21 protein-coding genes, 3 tRNA genes, 1 other RNA gene and 1 riboswitch are annotated in these 20,424 nt (G+C 73.5%); of the genes, 12 read left to right on the top strand and 13 right to left on the bottom strand.

What is annotated here, in order from left to right; translation table 11 throughout:
- The first annotated feature begins 114 nt into the window (after positions 1–114).
- A complete protein-coding gene (locus HIR71_RS02785; protein ID WP_169323233.1) occupies positions 115–279 on the top strand; it encodes a hypothetical protein in 165 nt (54 codons plus the stop codon).
- Between the two features lie 27 nt (positions 280–306).
- Here the strand turns inward: HIR71_RS02785 and rnpB are convergent.
- Positions 307–699, bottom strand: an RNA gene (gene rnpB, locus HIR71_RS02790) — RNase P RNA component class A.
- 60 nt (positions 700–759) lie between these two features.
- Here rnpB and HIR71_RS02795 point away from each other — a divergent pair.
- The gene (locus HIR71_RS02795) at positions 760–1,557 is read left to right on the top strand and encodes a YaaA family protein (RefSeq protein ID WP_169323236.1); all 798 of its coding nucleotides are present in this window, start codon (positions 760–762) and stop codon (positions 1,555–1,557) included.
- A gap of 67 nt (positions 1,558–1,624) precedes the next feature.
- Here the strand turns inward: HIR71_RS02795 and HIR71_RS02800 are convergent, their stop codons facing one another.
- The 4 genes from HIR71_RS02800 to HIR71_RS02815 are packed head-to-tail and all read right to left on the bottom strand — an operon-like array spanning position 1,625 to position 5,522.
- Entirely contained in the window at positions 1,625–2,464 is an 840-nt protein-coding gene (locus HIR71_RS02800) for a putative protein N(5)-glutamine methyltransferase (protein ID WP_169323238.1), read from the bottom strand.
- Positions 2,457–3,599, bottom strand: coding sequence for a bifunctional RNase H/acid phosphatase (locus tag HIR71_RS02805; RefSeq protein ID WP_169323240.1), 1,143 nt, complete (start codon positions 3,597–3,599; stop codon positions 2,457–2,459). The genes HIR71_RS02800 and HIR71_RS02805 overlap by 8 nt, the downstream gene beginning before the upstream one ends.
- Positions 3,600–3,603: 4 nt before the next feature.
- Complete coding sequence (locus HIR71_RS02810) at positions 3,604–4,350, bottom strand: zinc ribbon domain-containing protein (protein ID WP_169323242.1); 747 nt, start codon at positions 4,348–4,350, stop codon at positions 3,604–3,606.
- Positions 4,347–5,522 carry a Nif3-like dinuclear metal center hexameric protein gene (locus HIR71_RS02815; protein WP_249051528.1) on the bottom strand — a complete coding sequence of 392 codons (1,176 nt, stop codon included), beginning with the start codon at positions 5,520–5,522 and terminating at the stop codon, positions 4,347–4,349. Before HIR71_RS02815 ends, HIR71_RS02810 begins: the two co-directional genes overlap by 4 nt.
- A 298-nt stretch (positions 5,523–5,820) precedes the next feature.
- Here HIR71_RS02815 and HIR71_RS02820 point away from each other — a divergent pair, with 298 nt between their 5' ends.
- Both HIR71_RS02820 and HIR71_RS02825 read left to right on the top strand, forming a co-directional pair.
- The gene (locus tag HIR71_RS02820) at positions 5,821–6,984 is read left to right on the top strand and encodes a serine/threonine-protein kinase (protein ID WP_311836048.1); all 1,164 of its coding nucleotides are present in this window, start codon (positions 5,821–5,823) and stop codon (positions 6,982–6,984) included.
- Positions 6,981–7,511 (top strand): mucin-associated surface protein, encoded by a 531-nt coding sequence (locus tag HIR71_RS02825; protein WP_169323248.1) that lies wholly within the window; start codon positions 6,981–6,983, stop codon positions 7,509–7,511. Before HIR71_RS02820 ends, HIR71_RS02825 begins: the two co-directional genes overlap by 4 nt.
- Positions 7,512–7,620: 109 nt before the next feature.
- Here HIR71_RS02825 and HIR71_RS02830 read toward each other — a convergent pair.
- The 3 genes from HIR71_RS02830 to HIR71_RS02840 form a co-directional block, all read right to left on the bottom strand.
- Positions 7,621–7,694: transfer RNA gene (locus tag HIR71_RS02830), tRNA-Val, on the bottom strand.
- 50 nt (positions 7,695–7,744) lie between these two features.
- Positions 7,745–8,230, bottom strand: a complete 486-nt coding sequence (locus HIR71_RS02835; protein ID WP_169323250.1) for a peroxiredoxin — start codon at positions 8,228–8,230, stop codon at positions 7,745–7,747.
- Positions 8,220–8,666 carry a DUF3052 domain-containing protein gene (locus HIR71_RS02840; protein WP_169323252.1) on the bottom strand — a complete coding sequence of 149 codons (447 nt, stop codon included), beginning with the start codon at positions 8,664–8,666 and terminating at the stop codon, positions 8,220–8,222. Before HIR71_RS02840 ends, HIR71_RS02835 begins: the two co-directional genes overlap by 11 nt.
- A gap of 277 nt (positions 8,667–8,943) precedes the next feature.
- On the opposite strand from HIR71_RS02840, the gene aceE reads away from it, so the two are divergent.
- Positions 8,944–11,685, top strand: a complete 2,742-nt coding sequence (gene aceE, locus HIR71_RS02845) for a pyruvate dehydrogenase (acetyl-transferring), homodimeric type (RefSeq protein WP_169323254.1) — start codon at positions 8,944–8,946, stop codon at positions 11,683–11,685.
- A 172-nt stretch (positions 11,686–11,857) separates the two neighbouring features.
- Here the strand turns inward: aceE and HIR71_RS02850 are convergent, their stop codons facing one another.
- The gene (locus HIR71_RS02850) at positions 11,858–12,544 is read right to left on the bottom strand and encodes a hypothetical protein (RefSeq protein WP_169323256.1); all 687 of its coding nucleotides are present in this window, start codon (positions 12,542–12,544) and stop codon (positions 11,858–11,860) included.
- Positions 12,545–12,693: 149 nt separating this feature from the next.
- Between HIR71_RS02850 and HIR71_RS02855 the strand changes: the two genes are divergently transcribed.
- The 5 genes from HIR71_RS02855 (at position 12,694) to fabF (ending at position 17,595) form a co-directional block, all read left to right on the top strand.
- Positions 12,694–13,875, top strand: a complete 1,182-nt coding sequence (locus HIR71_RS02855) for a PucR family transcriptional regulator (protein WP_249051517.1) — start codon at positions 12,694–12,696, stop codon at positions 13,873–13,875.
- A gap of 94 nt (positions 13,876–13,969) precedes the next feature.
- Positions 13,970–14,959, top strand: coding sequence for an ACP S-malonyltransferase (locus tag HIR71_RS02860; protein ID WP_169323260.1), 990 nt, complete (start codon positions 13,970–13,972; stop codon positions 14,957–14,959).
- Complete coding sequence (locus HIR71_RS02865) at positions 14,956–15,963, top strand: beta-ketoacyl-ACP synthase III (protein WP_169323262.1); 1,008 nt, start codon at positions 14,956–14,958, stop codon at positions 15,961–15,963. The genes HIR71_RS02860 and HIR71_RS02865 overlap by 4 nt, the downstream gene beginning before the upstream one ends.
- Before the next feature lie 52 nt (positions 15,964–16,015).
- Positions 16,016–16,264, top strand: coding sequence for an acyl carrier protein (locus tag HIR71_RS02870; protein ID WP_169323264.1), 249 nt, complete (start codon positions 16,016–16,018; stop codon positions 16,262–16,264).
- Between the two features lie 86 nt (positions 16,265–16,350).
- The gene (gene fabF / locus HIR71_RS02875) at positions 16,351–17,595 is read left to right on the top strand and encodes a beta-ketoacyl-ACP synthase II (RefSeq protein WP_169323266.1); all 1,245 of its coding nucleotides are present in this window, start codon (positions 16,351–16,353) and stop codon (positions 17,593–17,595) included.
- Positions 17,596–17,699: 104 nt separating this feature from the next.
- On the opposite strand, the gene HIR71_RS02880 is transcribed toward fabF, so the two are convergent.
- The 4 genes from HIR71_RS02880 to HIR71_RS02895 all read right to left on the bottom strand — a co-directional run bounded on the left by HIR71_RS02880 (position 17,700) and on the right by HIR71_RS02895 (position 19,724).
- Positions 17,700–18,200, bottom strand: a complete 501-nt coding sequence (locus tag HIR71_RS02880) for a DUF3145 domain-containing protein (protein WP_169323268.1) — start codon at positions 18,198–18,200, stop codon at positions 17,700–17,702.
- Between the two features lie 172 nt (positions 18,201–18,372).
- A complete protein-coding gene (def, locus tag HIR71_RS02885) occupies positions 18,373–18,858 on the bottom strand; it encodes a peptide deformylase (RefSeq protein ID WP_169323270.1) in 486 nt (161 codons plus the stop codon).
- A 128-nt stretch (positions 18,859–18,986) separates the two neighbouring features.
- Positions 18,987–19,214 (bottom strand): BldC family transcriptional regulator, encoded by a 228-nt coding sequence (locus HIR71_RS02890; protein ID WP_169323271.1) that lies wholly within the window; start codon positions 19,212–19,214, stop codon positions 18,987–18,989.
- A gap of 21 nt (positions 19,215–19,235) precedes the next feature.
- Positions 19,236–19,310, bottom strand: a riboswitch (cyclic di-GMP riboswitch).
- A gap of 337 nt (positions 19,311–19,647) precedes the next feature.
- Positions 19,648–19,724 (bottom strand) — tRNA-Ile (locus tag HIR71_RS02895).
- Between the two features lie 77 nt (positions 19,725–19,801).
- On the opposite strand from HIR71_RS02895, the gene HIR71_RS02900 reads away from it, so the two are divergent.
- Positions 19,802–20,311: a hypothetical protein gene (locus tag HIR71_RS02900; RefSeq protein ID WP_169323274.1), complete on the top strand. Its 510-nt coding sequence runs from the start codon at positions 19,802–19,804 to the stop codon at positions 20,309–20,311.
- 23 nt (positions 20,312–20,334) lie between these two features.
- A tRNA-Asn gene (locus HIR71_RS02905) sits at positions 20,335–20,407 on the top strand.
- Positions 20,408–20,424: the final 17 nt, after the last annotated feature.

A 20,424-nucleotide genomic window follows, 5' to 3' on the forward strand; every position in this document is an offset into this window, starting at 1 on the left:
TCCAGAGCATGGTCACGCTCTTGACGCGAACCCTAAAGGGACACCCACCGCCCGCGACGTCGAACACGTCCTCGTGCTCGACGACGCCAACCCACCTACACCTGATCAGCCACCATGTCGCTCAACAAGCGGCTCGGACACTCCTCGGCGGTCGAGACCCTCGACACCTACAGCCACCTGTGGCCGGACTCCGACGACCGCACTCGTGAGGCGGTCGACTCTGTCCTCGCGCCTGCACCTCCTGCGGACTTCCCGCGGACCCGGGATGGTCAGATCTAGCGTCCTCGCAGGTCAGCGACTCATGTGCGGATGAGCTGGCCTGTACGCCGGGTTCTGTCCCCACGCGCGGTTGCCCCCGCGTGGGTGGCGACCATCCATCTACGACGTACGTTGCCGCACGCCTCCAGCGGTCTACCCGGGAGCTCGGACGGGCTGCCCTCGAACGCTCCCTGTCTGACCTTGCTCCGGGTGGGGTTTGCCTAGCCGCACCGGTCACCCGGTGCGCTGGTGGTCTCTTGCACCACCGTTTCACCCTTACCCCGCACGTCCCGAGGGGCGTGCGTGGCGGTCTGCTCTCTGTGGCACTGTCCCGCGGGTCACCCCGGGTGGGAGTTACCCACCACCCTGCCCTACGGAGCCCGGACGTTCCTCGGCCCCCACGACCGAGACCGTGGGGAACGCGGCCGCCCGGCCAGCTCATCCGCCCGGCCAGCCTACCGGTCCGGGCCCCTGGCGTGTCGGACGACCTAGAGTGCTCGGGTGCTCGTCCTCCTGCCGCCCTCCGAGGGCAAGACCGCTCCGGCAAGGGGTGCCCCGGTCGACCTCGCCGCGCTCGGTGCACCGGGGCTCACCGAGCACCGGTCGGTCGTCCTCGACGCCTTGGCCACGACGAGCGCCCGCCCGGACGCCGCCCGGGTGCTCGGCGTGGGCGCAGGGCTCGCGGACGAGGTCGAGCGGAACACGCGCCTGCGGGTGGCGTCGGCAGCGCGCGCCGCCTCGGTCTACACCGGCGTGCTGTTCGCCGCCGCCGGGCTCGACCGGCTGCCCGACGGCGCGGCCCGCGACCGCGCGCACCGCTCGGTGCGCATCGTCTCGGCGCTGTGGGGTGTCCTGGCCCCGGGCGACCGGATCCCCGCGTACCGGCTCTCGATGGCCGTGGACCTCCCCGGGGTGGGGCCGCTCGCGGCGTCCTGGCGCCCGCACCTGGCGGCGGAGCTCGACCGGCGCGCGGGCGAGCTGGTCGTCGACTGCCGCTCGACGGCCTACGCCGCCGCCTGGCGACCCCCGACGGGTGCGCGCGGCTGGGTGGCGGTAAGCGTGCTGCGCGAGCTCGGCGGCCGACGCACCGTCGTCTCGCACAACGCCAAGCACGCCCGCGGCGAGCTCACGCGCCACCTGCTGGTGCGCTCGGGACGTCCGCCGACCACGCCCGAGGGTTTGCTCGCCGCCGCCCGTGAGCTCGTCGGGGGGCCGCTGGTCGACGCGGAGCTCGAGCCGGCGCCGCCCGGGTCGCACGGCGCGCGCGGGCCGCGCACGCTCACCCTCGTCGTCGCCTGACCCGACCAGCAGGCCAGCAGGCCACCCGGCCACCCGGCCACCCGGCGGACGCTCCGTCCCACCCCGTTCACACGGGACGCGTACCGACGACCACCGTCGCGTCGAGGTCGGCCGACCGCACCACGCGCGCCAGCAGGCCCGCGCGGGTCATGGCCTGGACGGTGCGCGGGGCCTGCAGCCCGCTCGACTCGACCAGCACGTGGCCGCCCGTCGCGAGCAGCCGCGGTGCCGCCGCGATCACCCGGCGCTGGACGTCGAGCCCGTCGGCGCCGCCGTCGAGCGTCACGCGCGGCTCGTAGAGGCGCGCCTCCGCCGGCAGCAGAGGGATCTCTGCAGTCGGCACGTACGGCGCGTTGGCGACCAGGAGGTCGACCAGCCCGCGGATCTCGGGGGGCAGCGGCGCGTCCAGGTCACCGAGATGGGCCCGGCCCCCGACCGCGACAAGGTTGCGCCGGGCGCACGCGACCGCCGCAGGCTGGATGTCGACCGCGTGCAGCTCGACACCCGCCACCCCGTTCGCGGCGAGGCCGGTCGCGACCGCGAGGCCGATCGCGCCGGAGCCGCAGCAGAGGTCGACGAGCACGAGCCCGCGCGCGGTCGCCGCCGATGCCCCTGGGCGCGCCCGCTGCTCCCCCAGCAGCACGGCCTCGGCCACGAGCAGCTCCGTGCGGCGGCGGGGCACGAAGACGCCGGGCTCGACCGCGACCCGCAGCCCCGACAGCTCCGCCCACCCCAGGACGAGCTCGAGAGGGACGCCCGAGGCACGCCGCTCCACCAGGAGGTCGAGCTCGGCCGGCGTCGCCGCGGCGGCGACCAGCAGCGCCGCCTCGTCCTCGGCGTAGACGCACCCCGCGGCCCGGAGCGTCGCCACGACCGGCCCGGCGACGTCGTCGGGCGCCTCAGGCACCGGAGGGCGCCCCCACGACGGTGACCTCGCTCGCGCCGTCGGCCCACAGCCGGACGATGCTCACCGACGCGGGCGCGACGCGGATCCGCGCCCACGACGACGAGTTCGCCCCGATCGCCACGCCGACCGCCGAGCGTACGGACACCGAGTGGGTCACGACGACGACCGTCCGTCCCACGCCCGCCGCGCGCACCGCCTCGAGCCCGGCGCGCACCCGTGCGCCCACGTCCTCGATGGACTCGCCGCCCGGTGCGGGGAACGCGGCGTCGTCGTGCCAGCGCTCGAGCTGACCCGGCCACCGGGCCTCGATCTCGGCGGCGGTGAGGCCCTCCCACTCCCCGAAGTCGCACTCGGCGAACAGCGGCTCCACCCGGACGGGCAGCCCCAGCCGCGCCCCGATCACCGCCGCGGTCTCCTGCGTCCGCACCATGGGCGACGCGAGCAGCTCGCTCGGGTCGGGCAGCGCGCCCCACACGTCCTGGCCGATGCTGTGGACCAGCTCGGCGGCGCGCGCAGCCTGTTCGCGCCCGCGGTCCGTCAGCGACGGCCCGACGACGGACGACCCGGAGTACGCCTTGCTGACGGTCATCGGCGTCTCGCCGTGGCGCACCAGGACCACGGTGACCGGCTGGGCGTCGTCGAACCGGACGGGCGCCCCCGAGGCGAGTCGTCCCGGGACGACCGGGTGGACGTCGTCCGGTCGGCCGAGGTCCCGGGCGATCGTCGTCCGCTGGTCCATCGCGACGTTCGCGAGCGCATCGGCCGCGGCGTTCTCGGCGCGCGGCACCCAGGTGTAGGTGACCCGGTCGGGCGCGACGACCGCGCGTGCCTGGGCCGCGAGCCGGCGCATGTCGTCGTGCTTGATCTGCCAGCGGCCCGACATCTGCTCGACCACGAGACGGGAGTCCATCCGGACCTCGACCTCCGCGTCCGGGTCGATCTCGACCGCGGCCCGCAGCCCGGCGACGAGCGCCGAGTACTCCGCGACGTTGTTGGACGTCACACCGAGGAACCCGCCCCGCTCGGCGAGCACCCGGCCCGTGCGCGGGTCGCGGACCAGCGCTCCGTAGCCGGCCGGCCCCGGGTTGCCACGCGACCCTCCGTCGGCCTCGACGACGAGCCGCGCGCGCGTCATCGGGTCAGCCCTTCGCGGGTTCCGGCAGGCGGACCAGGATCCGGCCGCACTCCTCGCAGCGCACCACCTGGTCGGGTGCACTCCGCCGGATCGCCTCGACGTCCGTGGGGTTGAGCTCGAGCCGGCACCCTTCGCAGCGCCGTCCGCGCAGCGCGGCAGCGCCGAGCCCGCCGAGCTGGCCACGGAGCCGGTCGTAGAGCTGGACGAGCCCGGCGTCGAGGCCGGCGGCGGCGGTCTCGCGCTCGGCAGCGAGCGTCGCGGACTCCCGGTCGAGCTCCGCGAACGCCGAGTCGCGCTCCGCCTCCGCCTCGGACTTCTGGCCCTCGATCACCGCGGCGGCCGCATCGAGCTCCGCGAGGGCCGTCTCGTGCGACTCGAGCCGTTCCATGACCGCGAGCTCGATGTCCTCGAGCTCGGCCTGGCGGCGTGCCAGCGCGGTGAGCTCGCTCGTGATCGCCTGCAGGTCCTTCGCGCTCGACGTCCCCGAGTCGATGCGGGCCTGGTCCCGCGCGACCCGCGCGCGCACCTGCTCGACGTCGCCCTCGGCCTTGGTCAGCTCGCGCTGCAGGTCCTTGACCGCGGTCCGCGACGCGACCCGCGACGTGTCGACGTCCGCGAGCCGCGACTCGAGCTCCGCCACGCGCGCGAGTGCCGGGTGCGTCCGCCTCTGGTGGGCGATCTGGGCCGCGCGCGTGTCGAGGGCCTGGACGTCCAGCAAGCGGCGCTGGTCCTCCAGCGGTGCGGTGGTCACAGGGTGCTTCCTTTCGACGAGGCGATCCGCGCCGTCCACGGATCGGTCCGCAGCGTGCTGACGCGCGTGCTCACCGTAGTGCCGAGCGCGGCGAGCTCGGACTCGAGGTCCGCGGCGGCCCGGGGCAGCCAGGGCCACTCGCTCGCGAAGTGCGCCACGTCCACGAGGAACGGCCGATCGGAGCCGTCCCCGGCCGCCGCATCGAACGCCGCCCGCTCCCGCAGCTCGCTCGCCGGGTGGTGACGCAGGTCCGCGGTCAGGTACGCGTCGACGCCGGACGCGCGCACGGCGTCGAACAGCGAGTCCCCCGACCCGCCGACGACGGCCACCGTCACCACCTCCCCGTCGAGGTCACCCGCGAGCCGCACACCCTGCTCGGTCGCGGGCAGGACGGCGGCGACCCGCTCGCCGAACCGGCGCAGCGCCAGCGGCTCCGGCAGCCGACCGACGCGCCCGATCCCGGTGGCGGCATCCCCTCCCGCGAGCTCGAGCACGTCGAACGCCGGCTCCTCGTACGGGTGCGCGGCCCGCATCGCCGCGACGACCGTCGAGCGCAGCCGGCGCGGGGCCACCATCTCGACGCGGGCCTCGTCGACGTGCTCGGCGACGCCCGCGGCGCCGATCGTGGGGTTCGCCCGAGCGGACGGGGTGAACGTCCCGGTCCCGGTCGTCGACCACGCAGCCCGGCTGTACTCCCCGAGCCGTCCCGCCCCGGCCGCGGCGAGCGCGTCGACCACCCGCTCGGCGTCGGCCACGGGGACGAACACGACGTGCTTGTCCATCGCCTCGGCCGGCGCCGGGACGAGCGGGGCGATGTCGACGAGCCCGATCGCCTCGGCGAGCGCCGCCGCGACCCCGCCGACCGCCGCGTCGGCGTTGGTGTGCGCCACGTGGAGCGCGACCCCGGCCCGCACGAGCCGGTGCACGAGCGCGCCCTTGAAGGTGGTCGCCGCGACGGAGTGGACCGGGCGCAGCAGCAGCGGGTGGTGGGTCAGGAGGAGGTCGGCACCCCAGTCGATCGCCTCGTCGACCACGGCGGCGGTCGGGTCGACCGCCAGCAGGACCCGGCGCACCGGCTGGGCGGGGTCGCCGGTCACGAGCCCGACGGCGTCCCACGGCTCCGCGGTGCCGGGGGGGAAGCGCCGGTCGAGCACCGCGACGACGTCCGCCAGCGTGGCCGGCGGGCCGTCGGCCGGGGTGCTGCTCGCCGCGGGGACGGCCGCGTCCGTCGAAGAGGTGGACCTGGTCGGTTCGCGGGAGGCGGTCACCCGTCGAACGCTACCTGCGCTCGTGCGCGACGGGCCCAGCGGCATGCACAGGGGCCGAGCACAGGGCCGAGTGCAGGGCCGAGCACAGGGCCGAGCACCGAGCGGGACCTCTCCCTTGCCGGTCCGCGTCCGCCCGCCCGGAGCCCCCGGAGGTGACCGCGCCGAGGTTCCGGCATGCTGGGCACGGACCGAAGGAGGAGCTGTGGGCCAGAGCCCGATCGAGACGTCGACCGTGCTCGCCGGTCGGTACGAGCTGCTCGAGCGCCTGGGCGCCGGCGGGATGGCGGACGTCCACCGGGCGCGGGACACGCTGCTGGGCCGGGACGTCGCGATCAAGGTGTTCCGTTCGGCTGCCACCGAGGGCGAGTTCGACGCGCGCCAGCGCGCGGAGATCGGCCTGCTCGCGGGGCTCAACCACCCGGGGCTGGTGACCGTCTACGACGCGGGATCGGGCGTCGTGGACGACGGTGCGCGGCGTGCCTTCCTCGTGATGGAGCTGGTCGCGGGGGCGTCGCTCGGCCGGCGACTGTCCGAGGGGCCGCTGCCGCCCGACCAGACGGCGATCGTCGGGGCGCACGTGGCCGAGGCGCTCGCGTACATCCACGAGTCGGGGATCGTCCACCGGGACGTCAAGCCGGCGAACATCCTGCTGCCCGCGGAGTCGCGCACGGGCTCCACCGAGTCCTGGACCAAGCTGACCGACTTCGGGATCGCGCGGCTCGTCGCGGAGGAGCACCTGACCTCGACGGGGCTGCTCCTGGGCACACCGAGCTACCTGAGCCCTGAACAGGCGACCGGCGTCTCGCCCGGTCCCCCGACCGACGTCTACGCGCTCGGTCTGGTGCTCCTCGAGTGCCTCACCGGCGAGCGCGCGTACCCGGGGACCGCGCTCGAGTCGGCTGCCGCACGCCTCCACCGTGACCCCGCCGTGCCCGCCGAGCTGGGCTCCGCGTGGGCGACCCTGCTCATGTCGATGACCGCGCGCGACCTCGCCGAGCGCCCGACCGCCGTCGAGGCCGCAGGGATGCTCCGAGAGCTCGTGACCCTGCCCGAGCCGACGCGCGTGCTGCCCGTCCTCGACGTCCCACCGGCCGACCCCGCACGCGTCCCGGGTCCGCCGACCGAGTCCGAGGCCGGCCTCGCGCACGGAGCGCGATCCGAGCGCCCGGGCTGGTCGGCACGCCTGCGCCCGGGACGGCACGCCGCCGGTGCGATCGTCGCCCTCACCGCGGTGGTCGGGCTGGTGCTCGGGCTGTGGGCGGGCCGCGACGACGCCGGGGCGCCCGCCGGGCCGGTGCAGTACCCCGCGGTCGACGGGCAGCTGGGCGAGCACCTGAGGCAGCTCCAGGAAGACGTGCAGCCATGAGGCCCGGACGCGCGCGGTTCGGACGAGTCCTCGCCGCGTGCGCGGCCGTCGTGGTCACCCTCGGGCTCCTCGGGGGGTGCGCGCAGCGGCCCGACCTGACCGAGAGCGGCGCCGAACGCCTCCAGGCGCGCGTCATGTCCGTCACCGAGGCGGCGGCGGCCGGCGACCTCCCGGGAGCTCGTGCGGCGCTCGATGCGCTGACGCAGGAGCTCGACGCGGCGGCCGCCGCCGGGGAGGTCTCGAGCGAGCGCCGACGCCTCGTCGAGGCGTCCATCGTGCAGGTGTCGGCCGACCTGACGAGCCTGGAGCAGGAGGCCGCGGCCCAGGCGGCTGCGGCCGAGCAGGCCGCGAAGGAGGCCGCCGCTGCGCAGGCAGCGGCCGAGCAGGCCGCCGCCGAGCAAGCCGCCGCCGAGCAGGCCGCCGCCGAGGCGGCCGCCCGCGCAGCCACGGACGAGGGCAAGGGGAACAACGGCAACGAGAACGGCAAGGGGAACGGCAAGGGGAACAAGGACAAGGACGACGACTGAGGCTGAGGAGGTCCTCAGCGCTGTGGGCGCCGGTCTTCTGCCATTCCGAGGCGTACGCAGCGCCCGGGCCGCGTCATCTCTCGGATCGCGCCGGCTCCGTCGGGGAGGGTGGGCCCGGCCGGTTTCGAACCGGCGACCTCCGCGGTGTAAGCGCGGCGCTCTGACCAGCTGAGCTACAGGCCCTCGTCGTGGGGAAAGCGTACCCATCCGACCCCCGGCCCCGACGCGGGCCGTCAGAGCGTCGCGAGGGCCGCCCGGTACGCGTCGAGGTCGCGCGGCCGGCCGGCCGGGCTGACCACGGACCAGCGCACGACGCCGTCGGCGTCGATCAGGAAGCTCCCCCGCAGGGCGCGCCCGCGCTCGGGGTCGAAAACCCCGTACTCCTGCGCGACCGCACCATGGGGCCAGAAGTCGGAGAGCAGGTCGAAGCCGAATCCCTCCTGCTCCGACCACGCCCGCAGCGACGCGACGGCGTCGCACGAGACGACGACAAGGCGCGCACCGGCCGTCTCCAGCTCACCGAGGTCGTCACGGAGCTCGCGCAGCTCGCCGGTGCAGACGCCCGTGAAGGCGAACGGGACGAAGACGAGCACGACAGGTCTCCCCCGCAGGTCCGCGAGCCGGACCGGGGTCCCGTGCGTGTCGGTCAGTGTGAAGTCGGGGGCCGGCGCGCCGACCTCGAACAGGGAGTCGTGGACGGCGGAGCCGTCAGCGACCACGGCCGCGCGTGCCGAGCTTGGTCGCGGACCAGTCGGCGGCGATCGAGAACGTGCTCGTGGCGTGGAGGCCCGTGGTCGTCGCGGCCTCCTCGATGTCGCTGTGGCTCACGTGACCGGGGCGACCGGGCTTGAGGGTGAAGATCCAGATCTGCCCCGTGTCCTCGAGCACCGTCTGCACGTCGACGAGCGTGTCCGCCAGGTCGCCGTCGTCCTCGCGCCACCAGAGCACGACGCCGTCCGTGACGTCGTCGTAGTCCTCGTCGACGAGCTCGGAGCCGGTGAGGTCCTCGATCGCGGTGCGGAGCGCCTCGTCGACGTCGTCCGACCACCCGAACTCCTGAACGACCTGGCCGGCGGTGAAGCCGAGTCGGCTCGCGCCCTGAGACGCCGCGGCGTCCCCCGTCGGGCTCGCGCTGGAAGACACGTGCAGGCCCATTCCCTTCTCGTCGTCGCCCGGCCCTTGGTGCGGCCCGAGCACTGTCCGCACACGCTAGCCCACCGCGGGTCGGGTCGGCGTGGCAAGCCTCCCAGGCGAGCCGGTGTCACGGACGTCACGCGAGCCCGCGAGGCGCTGCGTGTGACTTTCGCTCACGGAAGGTCAGAGAATAGGAGCACTACCGAGACATGCGGGGCTCACAGTCTCCCGACGCCTCGGTCCGATGCTGCACCGGGGCCCATCCGTCCCTGCCGCAGACGAGACGCTAGGAGCGATGGTGGCTTCGTACGAAGAGACCGGACCGCTGATCAACGGCCTGCTCAGCCAGGTGCCCGACATCGACCCGGCCGAGACCGGTGAGTGGGTCGAGTCCCTGGACGGCCTGATCGACGACCGTGGGGGCCCGCGGGCCCGGTACGTCCTGCTCAACCTGCTGAAGCGGGCCCGGGAGCGCAACGTCGCGATCCCGATGCCGTTCACGACGCCGTACGTCAACTCGATCGGCGTGCACGAGGAGCCCTACTTCCCCGGCGACGAGGCGCTCGAGCGGCGCTACCGCTCGTGGATCCGCTGGAACGCCGCCGTGATGGTGACCCGGGCGCAGCGGCCCGGCATCGCCGTCGGCGGCCACATCTCCTCGTACGCGTCGGTCGCGACGCTCTACGAGGTGGGCTTCAACCACTTCTTCCGGGGCAAGGACCACCCCGGCGGGGGCGACCAGATCTACTTCCAGGGTCACGCCTCGCCCGGCATCTACGCCCGCGCCTTCCTCGAGGGCCGGCTGAGCGAGCACCAGCTGGACGGGTTCCGGCAGGAGCTCTCGCACCCGGGCGGCGGCATGCCGTCGTACCCGCACCCGCGGCTCATGCCGGACTTCTGGGAGTTCCCGACGGTCTCGATGGGGCTCGGTCCCGCGTCCGCCATCTACCAGGCGTGGACCAACAGGTACCTGCACAACCGCGGGATCAAGGACACCGCGCAGCAGCACGTGTGGGCCTTCCTGGGCGACGGCGAGATGGACGAGCCCGAGAGCCGCGGCATGCTCCAGCACGCCGCCCAGCAGTCGCTCGACAACCTCACGTTCGTGGTCAACTGCAACCTGCAGCGTCTCGACGGCCCGGTCCGGGGCAACGGCAAGATCATCCAGGAGCTCGAGGCGCAGTTCCGCGGCGCCGGCTGGAACGTCATCAAGGTCGTCTGGGGCCGCGAGTGGGACAAGCTCCTCAACGCCGACAAGGACCGCTCGCTCATCAACCTGATGAACAACACGCCCGACGGCGACTACCAGACGTACAAGGCCAACGACGGCGCGTTCGTCCGCGAGCACTTCTTCGGCCGTGACCCGCGCACCAAGAAGCTCGTCGAGAACATGACCGACGACGAGATCTGGCGGCTCAGCCGCGGCGGCCACGACTACCGCAAGATCTACGCCGCGTACACCGCCGCGATGGCGCACACCGGCCAGCCGACCGTGATCCTCGCGCACACGATCAAGGGCTACGGGCTCGGGTCGGGGTTCGCCGCGCGCAACGCGACGCACCAGATGAAGAAGCTCAAGTCCGACGACCTGAAGACGCTCCGCGACTCCCTGCGCATCCCGATCACCGATGAGCAGATCGACGCCGACCCGTACCAGCCGCCGTACTTCAACCCCGGTGCGGAGGCGCCCGAGATCCAGTACATGCTCGAGCGGCGCCGCGCGCTCGGCGGGTTCCTGCCCGAGCGCCGGACCTCGTACAAGCCGGTCGAGCTCCCGCCCGCGTCGTCGTACGACCTGCTCGCCAAGGGCTCGGGTCACCAGGAGGTCGCCACGACGATGGCGCTCGTGCGTCTGTTCAAGGACCTCATCAAGGACAAGCAGTTCGGCCACCGCATCGTGCCGATCGTGCCCGACGAGGCCCGGACCTTCGGGCTCGACTCGATCTTCCCCTCGGCGAAGATCTTCAACACCCAGGGACAGCACTACCTCGCGGTCGACCGCGACATGATGCTGTCCTACAAGGAGTCCGAGGCTGGGCAGCTCATGCACACCGGCATCAACGAGGCCGGCTCGGCAGCCGCGTTCCAGGCCGTCGGCACCTCGTACGCCACGCACGGCGAGGTCCTGGTCCCGTTCTACTTCTACTACTCGATGTTCGGGTTCCAGCGGACGGGCGACCAGTTCTGGGCGGCCGGCGACCAGATGACCCGCGGCTTCCTCGTCGGGGCCACGGCCGGTCGCACGACGCTGACCGGTGAGGGCCTCCAGCACGCGGACGGCCACTCGCCGCTGCTGGCGGGCACCATGCCGCACGTCGTGCACTACGACCCGGCCTACGGGTACGAGATCCGGCACATCGTGCGGGATGGCCTCCAGCGGATGTACGGCGACGACGGGCGCGACCCCGACGTGGTCTACTACCTGACCGTCTACAACGAGCCGATGCTCCAGCCGGCGGAGCCGGACGGCGTCGACGTCGAGGGCATCCTGCGGGGCATCCACCTGGTCTCGCCGGCCGAGGGCGACGGTCCGCGCGCCCAGATCCTCGCGTCCGGGGTCGCGGTGCTCTGGGCGCTCGAGGCGCAGCGGATCCTCGCCGAGGACTGGGGCGTGCGGGCAGCGGTCTGGTCGGTCACGAGCTGGAACGAGCTGCGCCGGGACGGTCTCGCCGCCGAGGAGCACGCCTTCCTCCACCCGGGTGCCGAGCCGCGCGTCGCGTACCTGACGCAGAAGCTGTCCGAAGCCGAGGGGCCCTTCGTCGCGACGACGGACTTCAACCACCTGGTGCCCGACCAGGTGCGTCAGTGGGTCCCGGGCACGTTCGCGACGCTCGGCGCGGACGGGTTCGGGTTCTCCGACACCCGGCCCGCGGCGCGGCGCCACTTCAAGATCGACGGCCCCTCGACCGCCGTGCGCGTGCTCCAGCAGCTCGCGCGTGACGGCAAGGTCGCGGCTGACGCCCCGGCCCAGGCGATCGACCGGTACCGCCTCGGGGACGTCACGGCCGGCACCTCCGGGAGCGCGGGCGGGGACGCCTGAGCGCAGGCGTCGCCACCCGCCGGCGTCGACCGGCAGACACGAGGAGAGGCCCCCGACGACGTCGGGGGCCTCTCCTCGTTCGTTCCCGGTGCGGTTGTCGGTGCCGTGCGGTTCCCGGCGTCCTGCGCCTTTCGCGTTGCTCGTGCGTCGTGCGAGGTACGACGCAGCCTGCCTATGCGCCCGCGTTCTGCTGCTCCGCGCGGCCGACCGCCGACTCGAGCTCGGCCTTCAGCTTCGCTATCGCGTCCTGATCCGGATAGAAGTCGAGCGCCTGGAGGTGCTGCCGGGCCTCGACGGGGCGGTCGGCCTCGATCGCGGCGAGCACGAGGTGGCGACCGATCTCGGGGGTCTGCTCACGCGGCCGCCAGTGCCCGACGCCGAGGCTCAGCGCATCGTTCGGGAGGCCGGCGTCCCGGAGCACGGCGATCCCCTCGGAGAGCGCCTCGCCCGAGGCGTCCCGCTCGGCCGCGGTGACGAGCCGTCGGATCGTGCCTTCGTGGTCGTCCCGGACCGACAGGCGGGCGAGCTCGACCAGCGGGTACCAGGCGCGCGGATGGCCCGCGAGCTCCTCCGCGAGCGACCAGACCGCGAGGTCGGCCGCCTGCTGGCGCTCGTGCGGGTCCATCGGCGCGGTGAGCGGGTCGCCGTCCGGTCCCGTCTCGGCGGCACGACGCCGGACGATCTCCGCGAGCGCCTGGAAGGCCCGGACGTTGTTCGGGTCGTCGCTCAGCATCGAGCGCAGCGCGTCCTCGTGCAGCGTGTCGCCGCGTCGGGCGGACGTCGTCGGACGCCGGGCGCCGACCTTGGACGCGGACGACGGGCGCCGCATCAGCTGACGCAGGCGAGGAAGCAAAGCCATGGAAAAGACCATAGCCGCTCGACCCGACGCCCACCGGTCGACGGCTCACCGGTGCCGATCGGATGCCGTCCGGATCCACGGCTCGATCGCGCTCCGCCGGCACGGCAGCTTTGTCGCATCCCTACAACGCGCGGCCGTATGCTTCCGGGATGGCCGCGCAGCCCCCCACGACCGGCACGGACACGCTCCGTCGTCTGCGCGACGGGAGCGGCCTCCTGGGGGCCGCGGCGATGCGGCGCCTCGACGAGGACCTCGCGTGGTACCGGGCGCTCTCGGCCGAGCACCGCTCGTGGGTCGGCCTGGTCGCGCAGGCGGGCATCAACGCGTTCGTCTCGTGGTACGCCGAGCCGACGACGCTGCACGGCGTGAGCGAGATCTTCGCGACCGCACCACCCGAGCTGACCCGGTCGATCTCGCTCCAGCACACCCTGCAGCTGGTCCGCGTGATCGTCGACGTCGTCGAGTCGCACAGCGACCAGCTCGCGGCCCCCGGCGGCGAGCGCGACCTGCGCGAGGCGGTGCTGCGCTACTCGCGCGAGGTGGCGTTCTCGGCCGCGGAGGTCTACGCGCGGGCGGCCGAGGTCCGGGGCGCGTGGGACGCACGGCTCGAGGCGCTGGTCGTCGACGCGCTGGCCCGTGGCGAGGCCGACGACAACCTGCGGTCCCGGGTGGCAGCCCTCGGCTGGAGCGGCCGGGGCTCGACGCTCGTCGTGGTGGGGACGTCGGCAGCACCGCTCGACGACGTCCGCGCAGCCGAGCTCCGCCGGGCGGTCCGACGTGCCGCCGACGACGCGCTCGTCGGGATCCAGGGTGATCGCCTCGTCATCTTCCTCGGCGGACGAGGCGACCTGCACGCCGCCGCCGTCTCGCTCCTGCCCCGGTTCGGCGCCGGCCCGGTGGTGCTCGGACCGGTCGTGGCGGGGCTCACCGACTCGGCGAGGTCCGCGCGTGCCGCGCTCGCCGGGCTCGCCGCGGCACCGGCGTGGGAGGAGGCGCCGCGGCCTGTCGCCGCCGACGACCTGCTCCCGGAGCGGGTCCTGACGGGCGACACCTCGGCGCGGCGCACTCTCGTCGAGCAGGCGTACCGCCCGCTGGTGGCGAGCACCGGGTCGCTGCTCCAGACCCTGTCCGCCTACCTCGGTGCGGGTCGGTCGCTCGAGGCGGCGGCGCGCGGCCTGTACGTGCACCCCAACACGGTCCGCTACCGCCTGCGCAAGGTGGCGGAGGTCACCGGGTGGGATCCCCTGGACCCGCGGGAGTCCTACGTGCTGCAGGTGGCGCTCGCGCTCGGCCGCCTGGAGGACGCCGGTTCGCCGCCCGCGCGCTTGTAGGTTCCGGCACTTGTAGAGTTCCGACAACGCGGTTCCCCATCCTTGGTGCCCGTCGTGACCCGGCGCGGCCGGACGATCCGGGCACAGTGGACGGATGCTCGTCGTCGCCTGCCCCGGCCAGGGTGCCCAGTCCCCCGGCATGCTCGCCCCGTGGTTGGAGCTCCCCGGCACGGCCGAGAGGCTCGCGGGGTACTCGGCCGTCGTCGGCCAGGACCTCGCGGCCCATGGCACGACGTCGGACGCCGAGACGATCCGCGACACCGCGGTCGCCCAGCCGCTGCTCGTGGCGACCGCGCTCCTGACCGCTCACGTGGTACGCCACGGCGCGGATCTCCCGAGTGCCTGGGCCGACGTCGTCGCGGGCCACTCGGTCGGTGAGCTGGGCGCGGCGGCGCTCGCCGGCGTGCTGACCGAGTCCGAGGCGCTGCGCCTCGTCGCGGTGCGGGGCGCCGCGATGGCGCGCGCGGCCGCCGCCACGCCGACCGGGATGAGCGCGGTGCTCGGTGGCGACGCGCAGGAGGTCCTGGCGCGGATCGCCGAGCTCGAGCTCACCGCGGCCAACGTCAACGGCGGCGGGCAGGTCGTCGCGGCGGGCACGCTCGACGCGCTCGCGAGGCTCGCGTCCACGCTGCCCACCCGGGCACGCGTCGTGCCGCTCCAGGTCGCCGGAGCCTTCCACACCCGGTTCATGGAGCCTGCGTCGGACGAGCTGGCCACGGCGGCCGCGGCCGTGGTGCCCGCGGAGCCGCGCACCCCTCTGCTCTCGAACGCCGACGGCACCGTCGTGCGGTCCGGTGCGCACGCCCTGGGGCGCATCGTCACCCAGGTGGCCAACCCCGTCCGGTGGGACCTGTGCCAGGCGACGCTGCAGGCTCTGGGCGTCACCGCGCTCCTGGAGCTGGCCCCCGGCGGTGTCCTCACCGGACTCGCGCGGCGTACCCTGCCGGGGGTGGAGACGGTGGCCCTGAAGTCGCCGGCCGACCTCGACGCGGCCCGCGACCTGGTCCGACGACACGCCGGGACCTCCGCCGCGGGCGCGCCCGCTGTGCCTTCGATCCCCGACCGCCAGGAGACCCCGTCGTGACCCGTGCGACCCTCACGCAGGTGACCGGACCTGCCCACACCCGCATCCTGGGCCTCGGGGCCGCGCGCGGCGAGGTGACCGTCCCGAACGACGACCTGGTCGAGGCGATCGACTCCTCCGACGAGTGGATCCGCCAGCGCACCGGCATCGTGACGCGGCGCCGCGCCGTGAAGGAGACGGGAGTCCTCGACCTCGCCGAGCGCGCCGCGCTGGACGCGCTCGAGAACGCGAGCCTGACCGGGGCGGACATCGACGCCGTGATCGTCTCGACGACCACGCACTTCCACCAGACGCCCGCCGCCGCCGCGTTCGTCGCCGACCGGATCGGCGCGACGCCGGCCGCCGCGTACGACGTGTCCGCCGCGTGCGCGGGGTACTCGTACGGGATCGGCCAGGCCGACGCCCTGGTGCGCTCCGGCCTGGCCCGCCACGTCATGGTGATCGGCGCCGAGAAGATGAGCGACTTCGTCGACCCGACCGATCGCACGATCTCGTTCCTCCTGGGCGACGGCGCGGGCGCCGTCGTCGTCGGGCCGTCCGACACGCCGGGGATCGGCCCCACGATCTGGGGGTCCGACGGCGGCCAGGCGCACGCCATCCGCCAGACGCACTCGTGGCTCGACGTCCGGGACGACCCGGCCGCCGGCTGGCCGACCCTCCGCCAGGAGGGTCAGAGCGTGTTCAAGTGGGCGGTCTGGCAGATGGCGCCCGTCGCGCAGAAGGCGATGGACGCCGCCGGCGTCGGCCCTGACGACCTCGACGCGTTCATCCCGCACCAGGCGAACATGCGGATCATCGACCAGATGATCAAGCAGCTGAAGCTGCCCGACAGCGTCGTGGTCGCGCGGGACATCGCCGACATGGGCAACACCTCGGCGGCCTCGATCCCGCTGGCCGCCGAGCGACTCCTGCGCGAGGGTCAGGTGGGCAGCGGCGCGCTCGCGCTCCAGATCGGGTTCGGCGCCGGCCTCGTGTACGCGGCGCAGGTCGTCGTCCTCCCCTGAGACAATTCAGCGTTCGAGTCGGGTTCCGACACCTTCACACCAAGGAGACACGATGGCGTACAACGAGCAGGAGATCCTGGCCGGGCTGGCCGAGATCGTCAGCGAGGAGACCGGGCTTCCGACGGACTCCGTCCTGCCCGAGAAGTCCTTCACCGACGACCTCGACATCGACTCGCTGTCGATGATGACCATCGTCACGCTCGCCGAGGAGAAGTTCTCCGTGCGGATCCCCGACGACGAGGTCAAGAACCTCGCCACCGTCGGTGACGCCGTCTCCTTCATCTCGGGCGCCCAGGCGTAGCACCGCCACGATCGCCCTGCGGTCGGGCGCCCGGCTCCCAGGAGTCGGCGCCCGACCCGCCCCCGAACCGTCCACAGGAGCACGTCATGACCAGCGCATCCGACGTCGTCATCACCGGTCTCGGCGCGACCACGCCGCTCGGCGGTGACGTCGACAGCACCTGGAAGGCCTCGCTCGCCGGCCGGTCCGGGGTCCGCACGCTCGACAACGACTGGGCGGAGAAGTACGAGATTCCCGTCTCCTTCGCCGGGACGCTCGCGGTCCCCTCGGCCGACGTGCTCACCCGTCCCGAGACCAAGCGCATGGACCCGTCCGCGCAGTACGCCATCGTGGCCGCGCGCGAGGCGTGGGTCGACGCCGGGGCGCCGGAGGTCGACGGCGACCGGCTCGGCGCTGTGGTCGCGTCGGGCATCGGCGGCGTCTGGACCCTGCTCGACGGCTGGGACACCATCCGCGAGAAGGGCGCGCGCCGCGTGCTGCCCCTCACCGTGCCGATGCTCATGCCGAACTCCCCGGCCGCCAACGTCTCGATCGAGTTCGGCGCGCGGGCCGGGACGCACGCGCCGGTGTCGGCGTGCGCCTCGGGCGCCGAGGCGATCGCCTACGGCGTGCAGATGATCCGCACGGGCCGCGCCGACGTCGTCATCGCCGGTGGCACCGAGGCCGCCGTGCACCCCATGCCGATCTCGGCCTTCGCCGCCATGAAGGCGTTGTCCACGCGCAACGACGACCCGGCGGGCGCCTCCCGTCCCTACGACGTGACGCGCGACGGCTTCGTGCTCGGCGAGGGCGCGGGCGTCGTCGTGCTCGAGAGCGCGGAGCACGCCGCCGCGCGGGGTGCACGGGTGTACGGCCGCGTCAGCGGGCTCGGCATGAGCTCGGACGCGCACCACATCGCCGCACCCGAGCCGACCGGCGCCGGGCAGACCGCCGCCATGCAGCGCGCGCTCGAGGACGCCGGGATCAGCGCGAGCGACATCGTGCACGTCAACGCGCACGCCACGTCGACGCCGCTCGGCGACATGATCGAGGCGCGCGGGATCCGCGCGCTCCTCGGTCCGCACGCCGACCAGGTCGCGCTGTCCGCGACCAAGTCGATGATGGGTCACCTGCTCGGGGCGGCGGGCGCGGTCGAGACCATCCTGGCGGTCCTGGCGCTGCGCGAGCGGACCGCTCCCCCGACCATCAACGTGACGGAGCCGGAGCCCGAGCTCGAGGTCGACCTCGTGCGGGACACGCCTCGGGACCTGCCGGCGGGCCAGATCGCCGCGATCAACAACTCGTTCGGCTTCGGCGGGCACAACGTGGCGCTGGTGCTCACCAGCACCTGACGACGTGCCGCGAGTGAAGAGTCGGCCGCTCGGCCCGCCCTTCGCGCTCGCCCGGATCCGAGACATCCCGGGTCCGCCCGGACCCGGGACGTCCCGGCCCGACGTCAGCCGACGCGGTGGAGCCAGCGCACCGGTGCGCCAGCGCCGGCGTACCGGAACGGCTCGAGCTCGTCGTCCCACGCCTGGCCCAGCGCGAGGTCGAGGTCCGCGCGGAGCCGGGCGGCGTCGTGGCCGTGCGCGAGCGCGGCGCGGATCCGGTCCTCGGGCACGACGACGTTGCCGTGCACATCGGTCGCCGCATGGAAGATGCCGAGCTCCGGCGTGTGGCTCCAGCGCGCGCCGTCGGCGCCGTGGCTGGCCTCCTCCGTGACCTCGTAGCGCAGGTGCGCCCAGCCGCGGAGCGCGGACGTCAGGCGGGCGCCGGTCCCCTGCGGGCCCTGCCACGAGTGCTCCGCGCGGAACAGGCTCGGCGCAGCGGGCTGCTCGGTCCAGTCCAGGCTCAGGCGCGCGCCGAGGACACCGCCGGCTGCCCACTCGATGTGCGGGCACAGCGCTCGCGGTGCTGAATGCACGAAAAGTACACCGCGGGTGATGACACCAGCCATGTCGTCCCTCCTGACGGGTCGAGGTTCGTCTTCCCCAACGACCTCATCCCTGACGGGAGGGGCACGGTTTCGCGGCGTGCTGTGGCGCCATCATGCCCCATCCGGGCGGTCCCGGGCTACAGCGATGTGGTTCGGCGGCCCAGGAGCGCGCGGGGTCCGCAGCTCAGGTGGGTCAGAGCTGCTCACGCATCGCGCGCATGGCCTTCTTGCGGACCGTGCGCTCCAGCCGGTCGAGGTAGAGCATCCCGTCGAGGTGGTCGACCTCGTGCTGGAGGCATCGCGCCATCAGCTCGGTCCCCTCGACGCTGACCTCCTTGCCGTCCAGGTCCGTCCCCACGACCCGCGCGTACCACGCACGCTTGGTCGGGTACCACAGGCCGGGGACCGAGAGGCACCCTTCGTCGCCGTCCTGGTAGTCGTCCGACAGTTCGGCGATCGTCGGGTTGAGCACGTACCCGATCTCGTCGTCGATGTTCCAGGAGAACGCCCGCAGATTCACACCGATCTGGTTCGCCGCGAGACCCGCGCGCCCCTCATGGTCGACCGTCTCGAGCAGATCCTCGACCAGGGAGCGAACCCGCGCATCGATCGTCGTGATCGGCTCGCACGGGGTGCGCAGGACCGGGTCGCCGACGGTGCGGATCTCTCTCATCGCCATGGCGCGATCCTTTCATGAACCGACGACGCCGAAGGCTAGAGCCACCGCGGTCGACGCGCCGGGGAACGCAGCAGCGCGTGGGTGCGAGAGGCACCCACGCGCTGCGCGGAGCTGCGTCGATCGACTGCTCAGGCGGACGGGTCGCGCTGCTCCGGGACGCCCGTGAGGAGCTGGCGCACCTCGGACTCGTGGAAGCGGCGGTGGCCACCGAGCGTGCGGATCGCGGAGATCTTGCCGGCCTTCGCCCACCGGGTGACCGTCTTCGGGTCGACGCGGAACATCGTGGCGACCTCCGACGGGGTCAGAAGGGCGCCCGGGGCGTTGGAGTCGGACGTGTTGTGCGCACTGGTAGGCATGATTGCGGAGTTCTCCTGTCGTTCGGTAGCTCGGCTGGCCCTGGAGGCCCCGTGGCTTTGCGTCCCCACCTCTCGGCGGGTTTGCCGTTTCGCTGACATGGACATCATGTCCGGAACTGGACATTTGTGCAACAACGCCTGACATGCGGGTGAAAGAGATCACCCCGTCGGGCTAGTCGGCGGTCCGGGCGACCGGTGCCGGGGCCGCAGTCGTTCGCATGCGAAAGGTGCAAGTTCGGCCAAGAGAGCGTACAGTCGAGGCAACGTCCACGCGAGAGCGGGACGGGCGAGCCCAGAGGCTCGCTGCCAGAGACGGGCGCCTCACCCTGTGCAGGTAAGGCGCCCGTCCGCATGTCCCGCGGAAGTGAGGCCTCCCCCGCGGGCCCACGTAGCTCCGCCGGAGCGATCCGACGGGCTGCCCGCGTGGGGCAGGTGGTGGGGCAGGTGGGGCTTGAACCCACGACCCACGGATTATGAGTCCGCTGCTCTGACCGGCTGAGCTACTGCCCCGCAGGCTGTCACGCTACCGGCTGCGTCGGCGGGCCTCGTACCGGCAGATCACTCCGGAGGCGCGTTAGCGTACGGGGATGCCGATCTTTGCGCGCCGCGCTCCCCTGCCGCCCGACGTCCGAGCGCGCGTCGACCTCGCGGCGCGGGACAGGGTCCTCGCGGCGGCCGAGCTCACGGACGGCTGGGCGATCGCCACACGTCTCGCGCTCTACGTGGTGGCTGCGCCCAGAGACGTCGAACGCAGGGCGTGGGCCGACGTGGACCGCGCGACGCTGGACCCGGAGCGGTCGGTCATCACGGTCGACTGGGTCGATGGCGGCCGACGCGAGCTGCACGTCGCGGATGAGAACCAGAACGCGTTTCCGCGCACGCTCCACGAGCGGGTCCAGTCCTCCGTCGTGCACAGCGAGACGGTCGAGCTGCCGGGCGGCGGCCGCGTACGGGTCGCGCTGCGCCGCGACGAGGACGGCGAGCTGTTCTCCCAGGTGATCGGCGACGGCCTGACCGACCTGGGCGATCCGGGCGTCGCGGCGCGCGTGGACGCCGCCGAGGCACGGGTCCGCGGAGCAGCAGGACTGCCTCTCTAGGGCTGCTACAGTTTCTCCCGCGATCCCTCGTAGCTCAATTGGCAGAGCATCCGACTGTTAATCGGACGGTTACTGGTTCGAGTCCAGTCGAGGGAGCACACCGAAAGGCCCCT

Origin of the sequence: Cellulomonas fimi (assembly GCF_012952065.1) — a bacterium.
Taxonomy (GTDB): domain Bacteria; phylum Actinomycetota; class Actinomycetes; order Actinomycetales; family Cellulomonadaceae; genus Pengzhenrongella; species Pengzhenrongella fimi_A.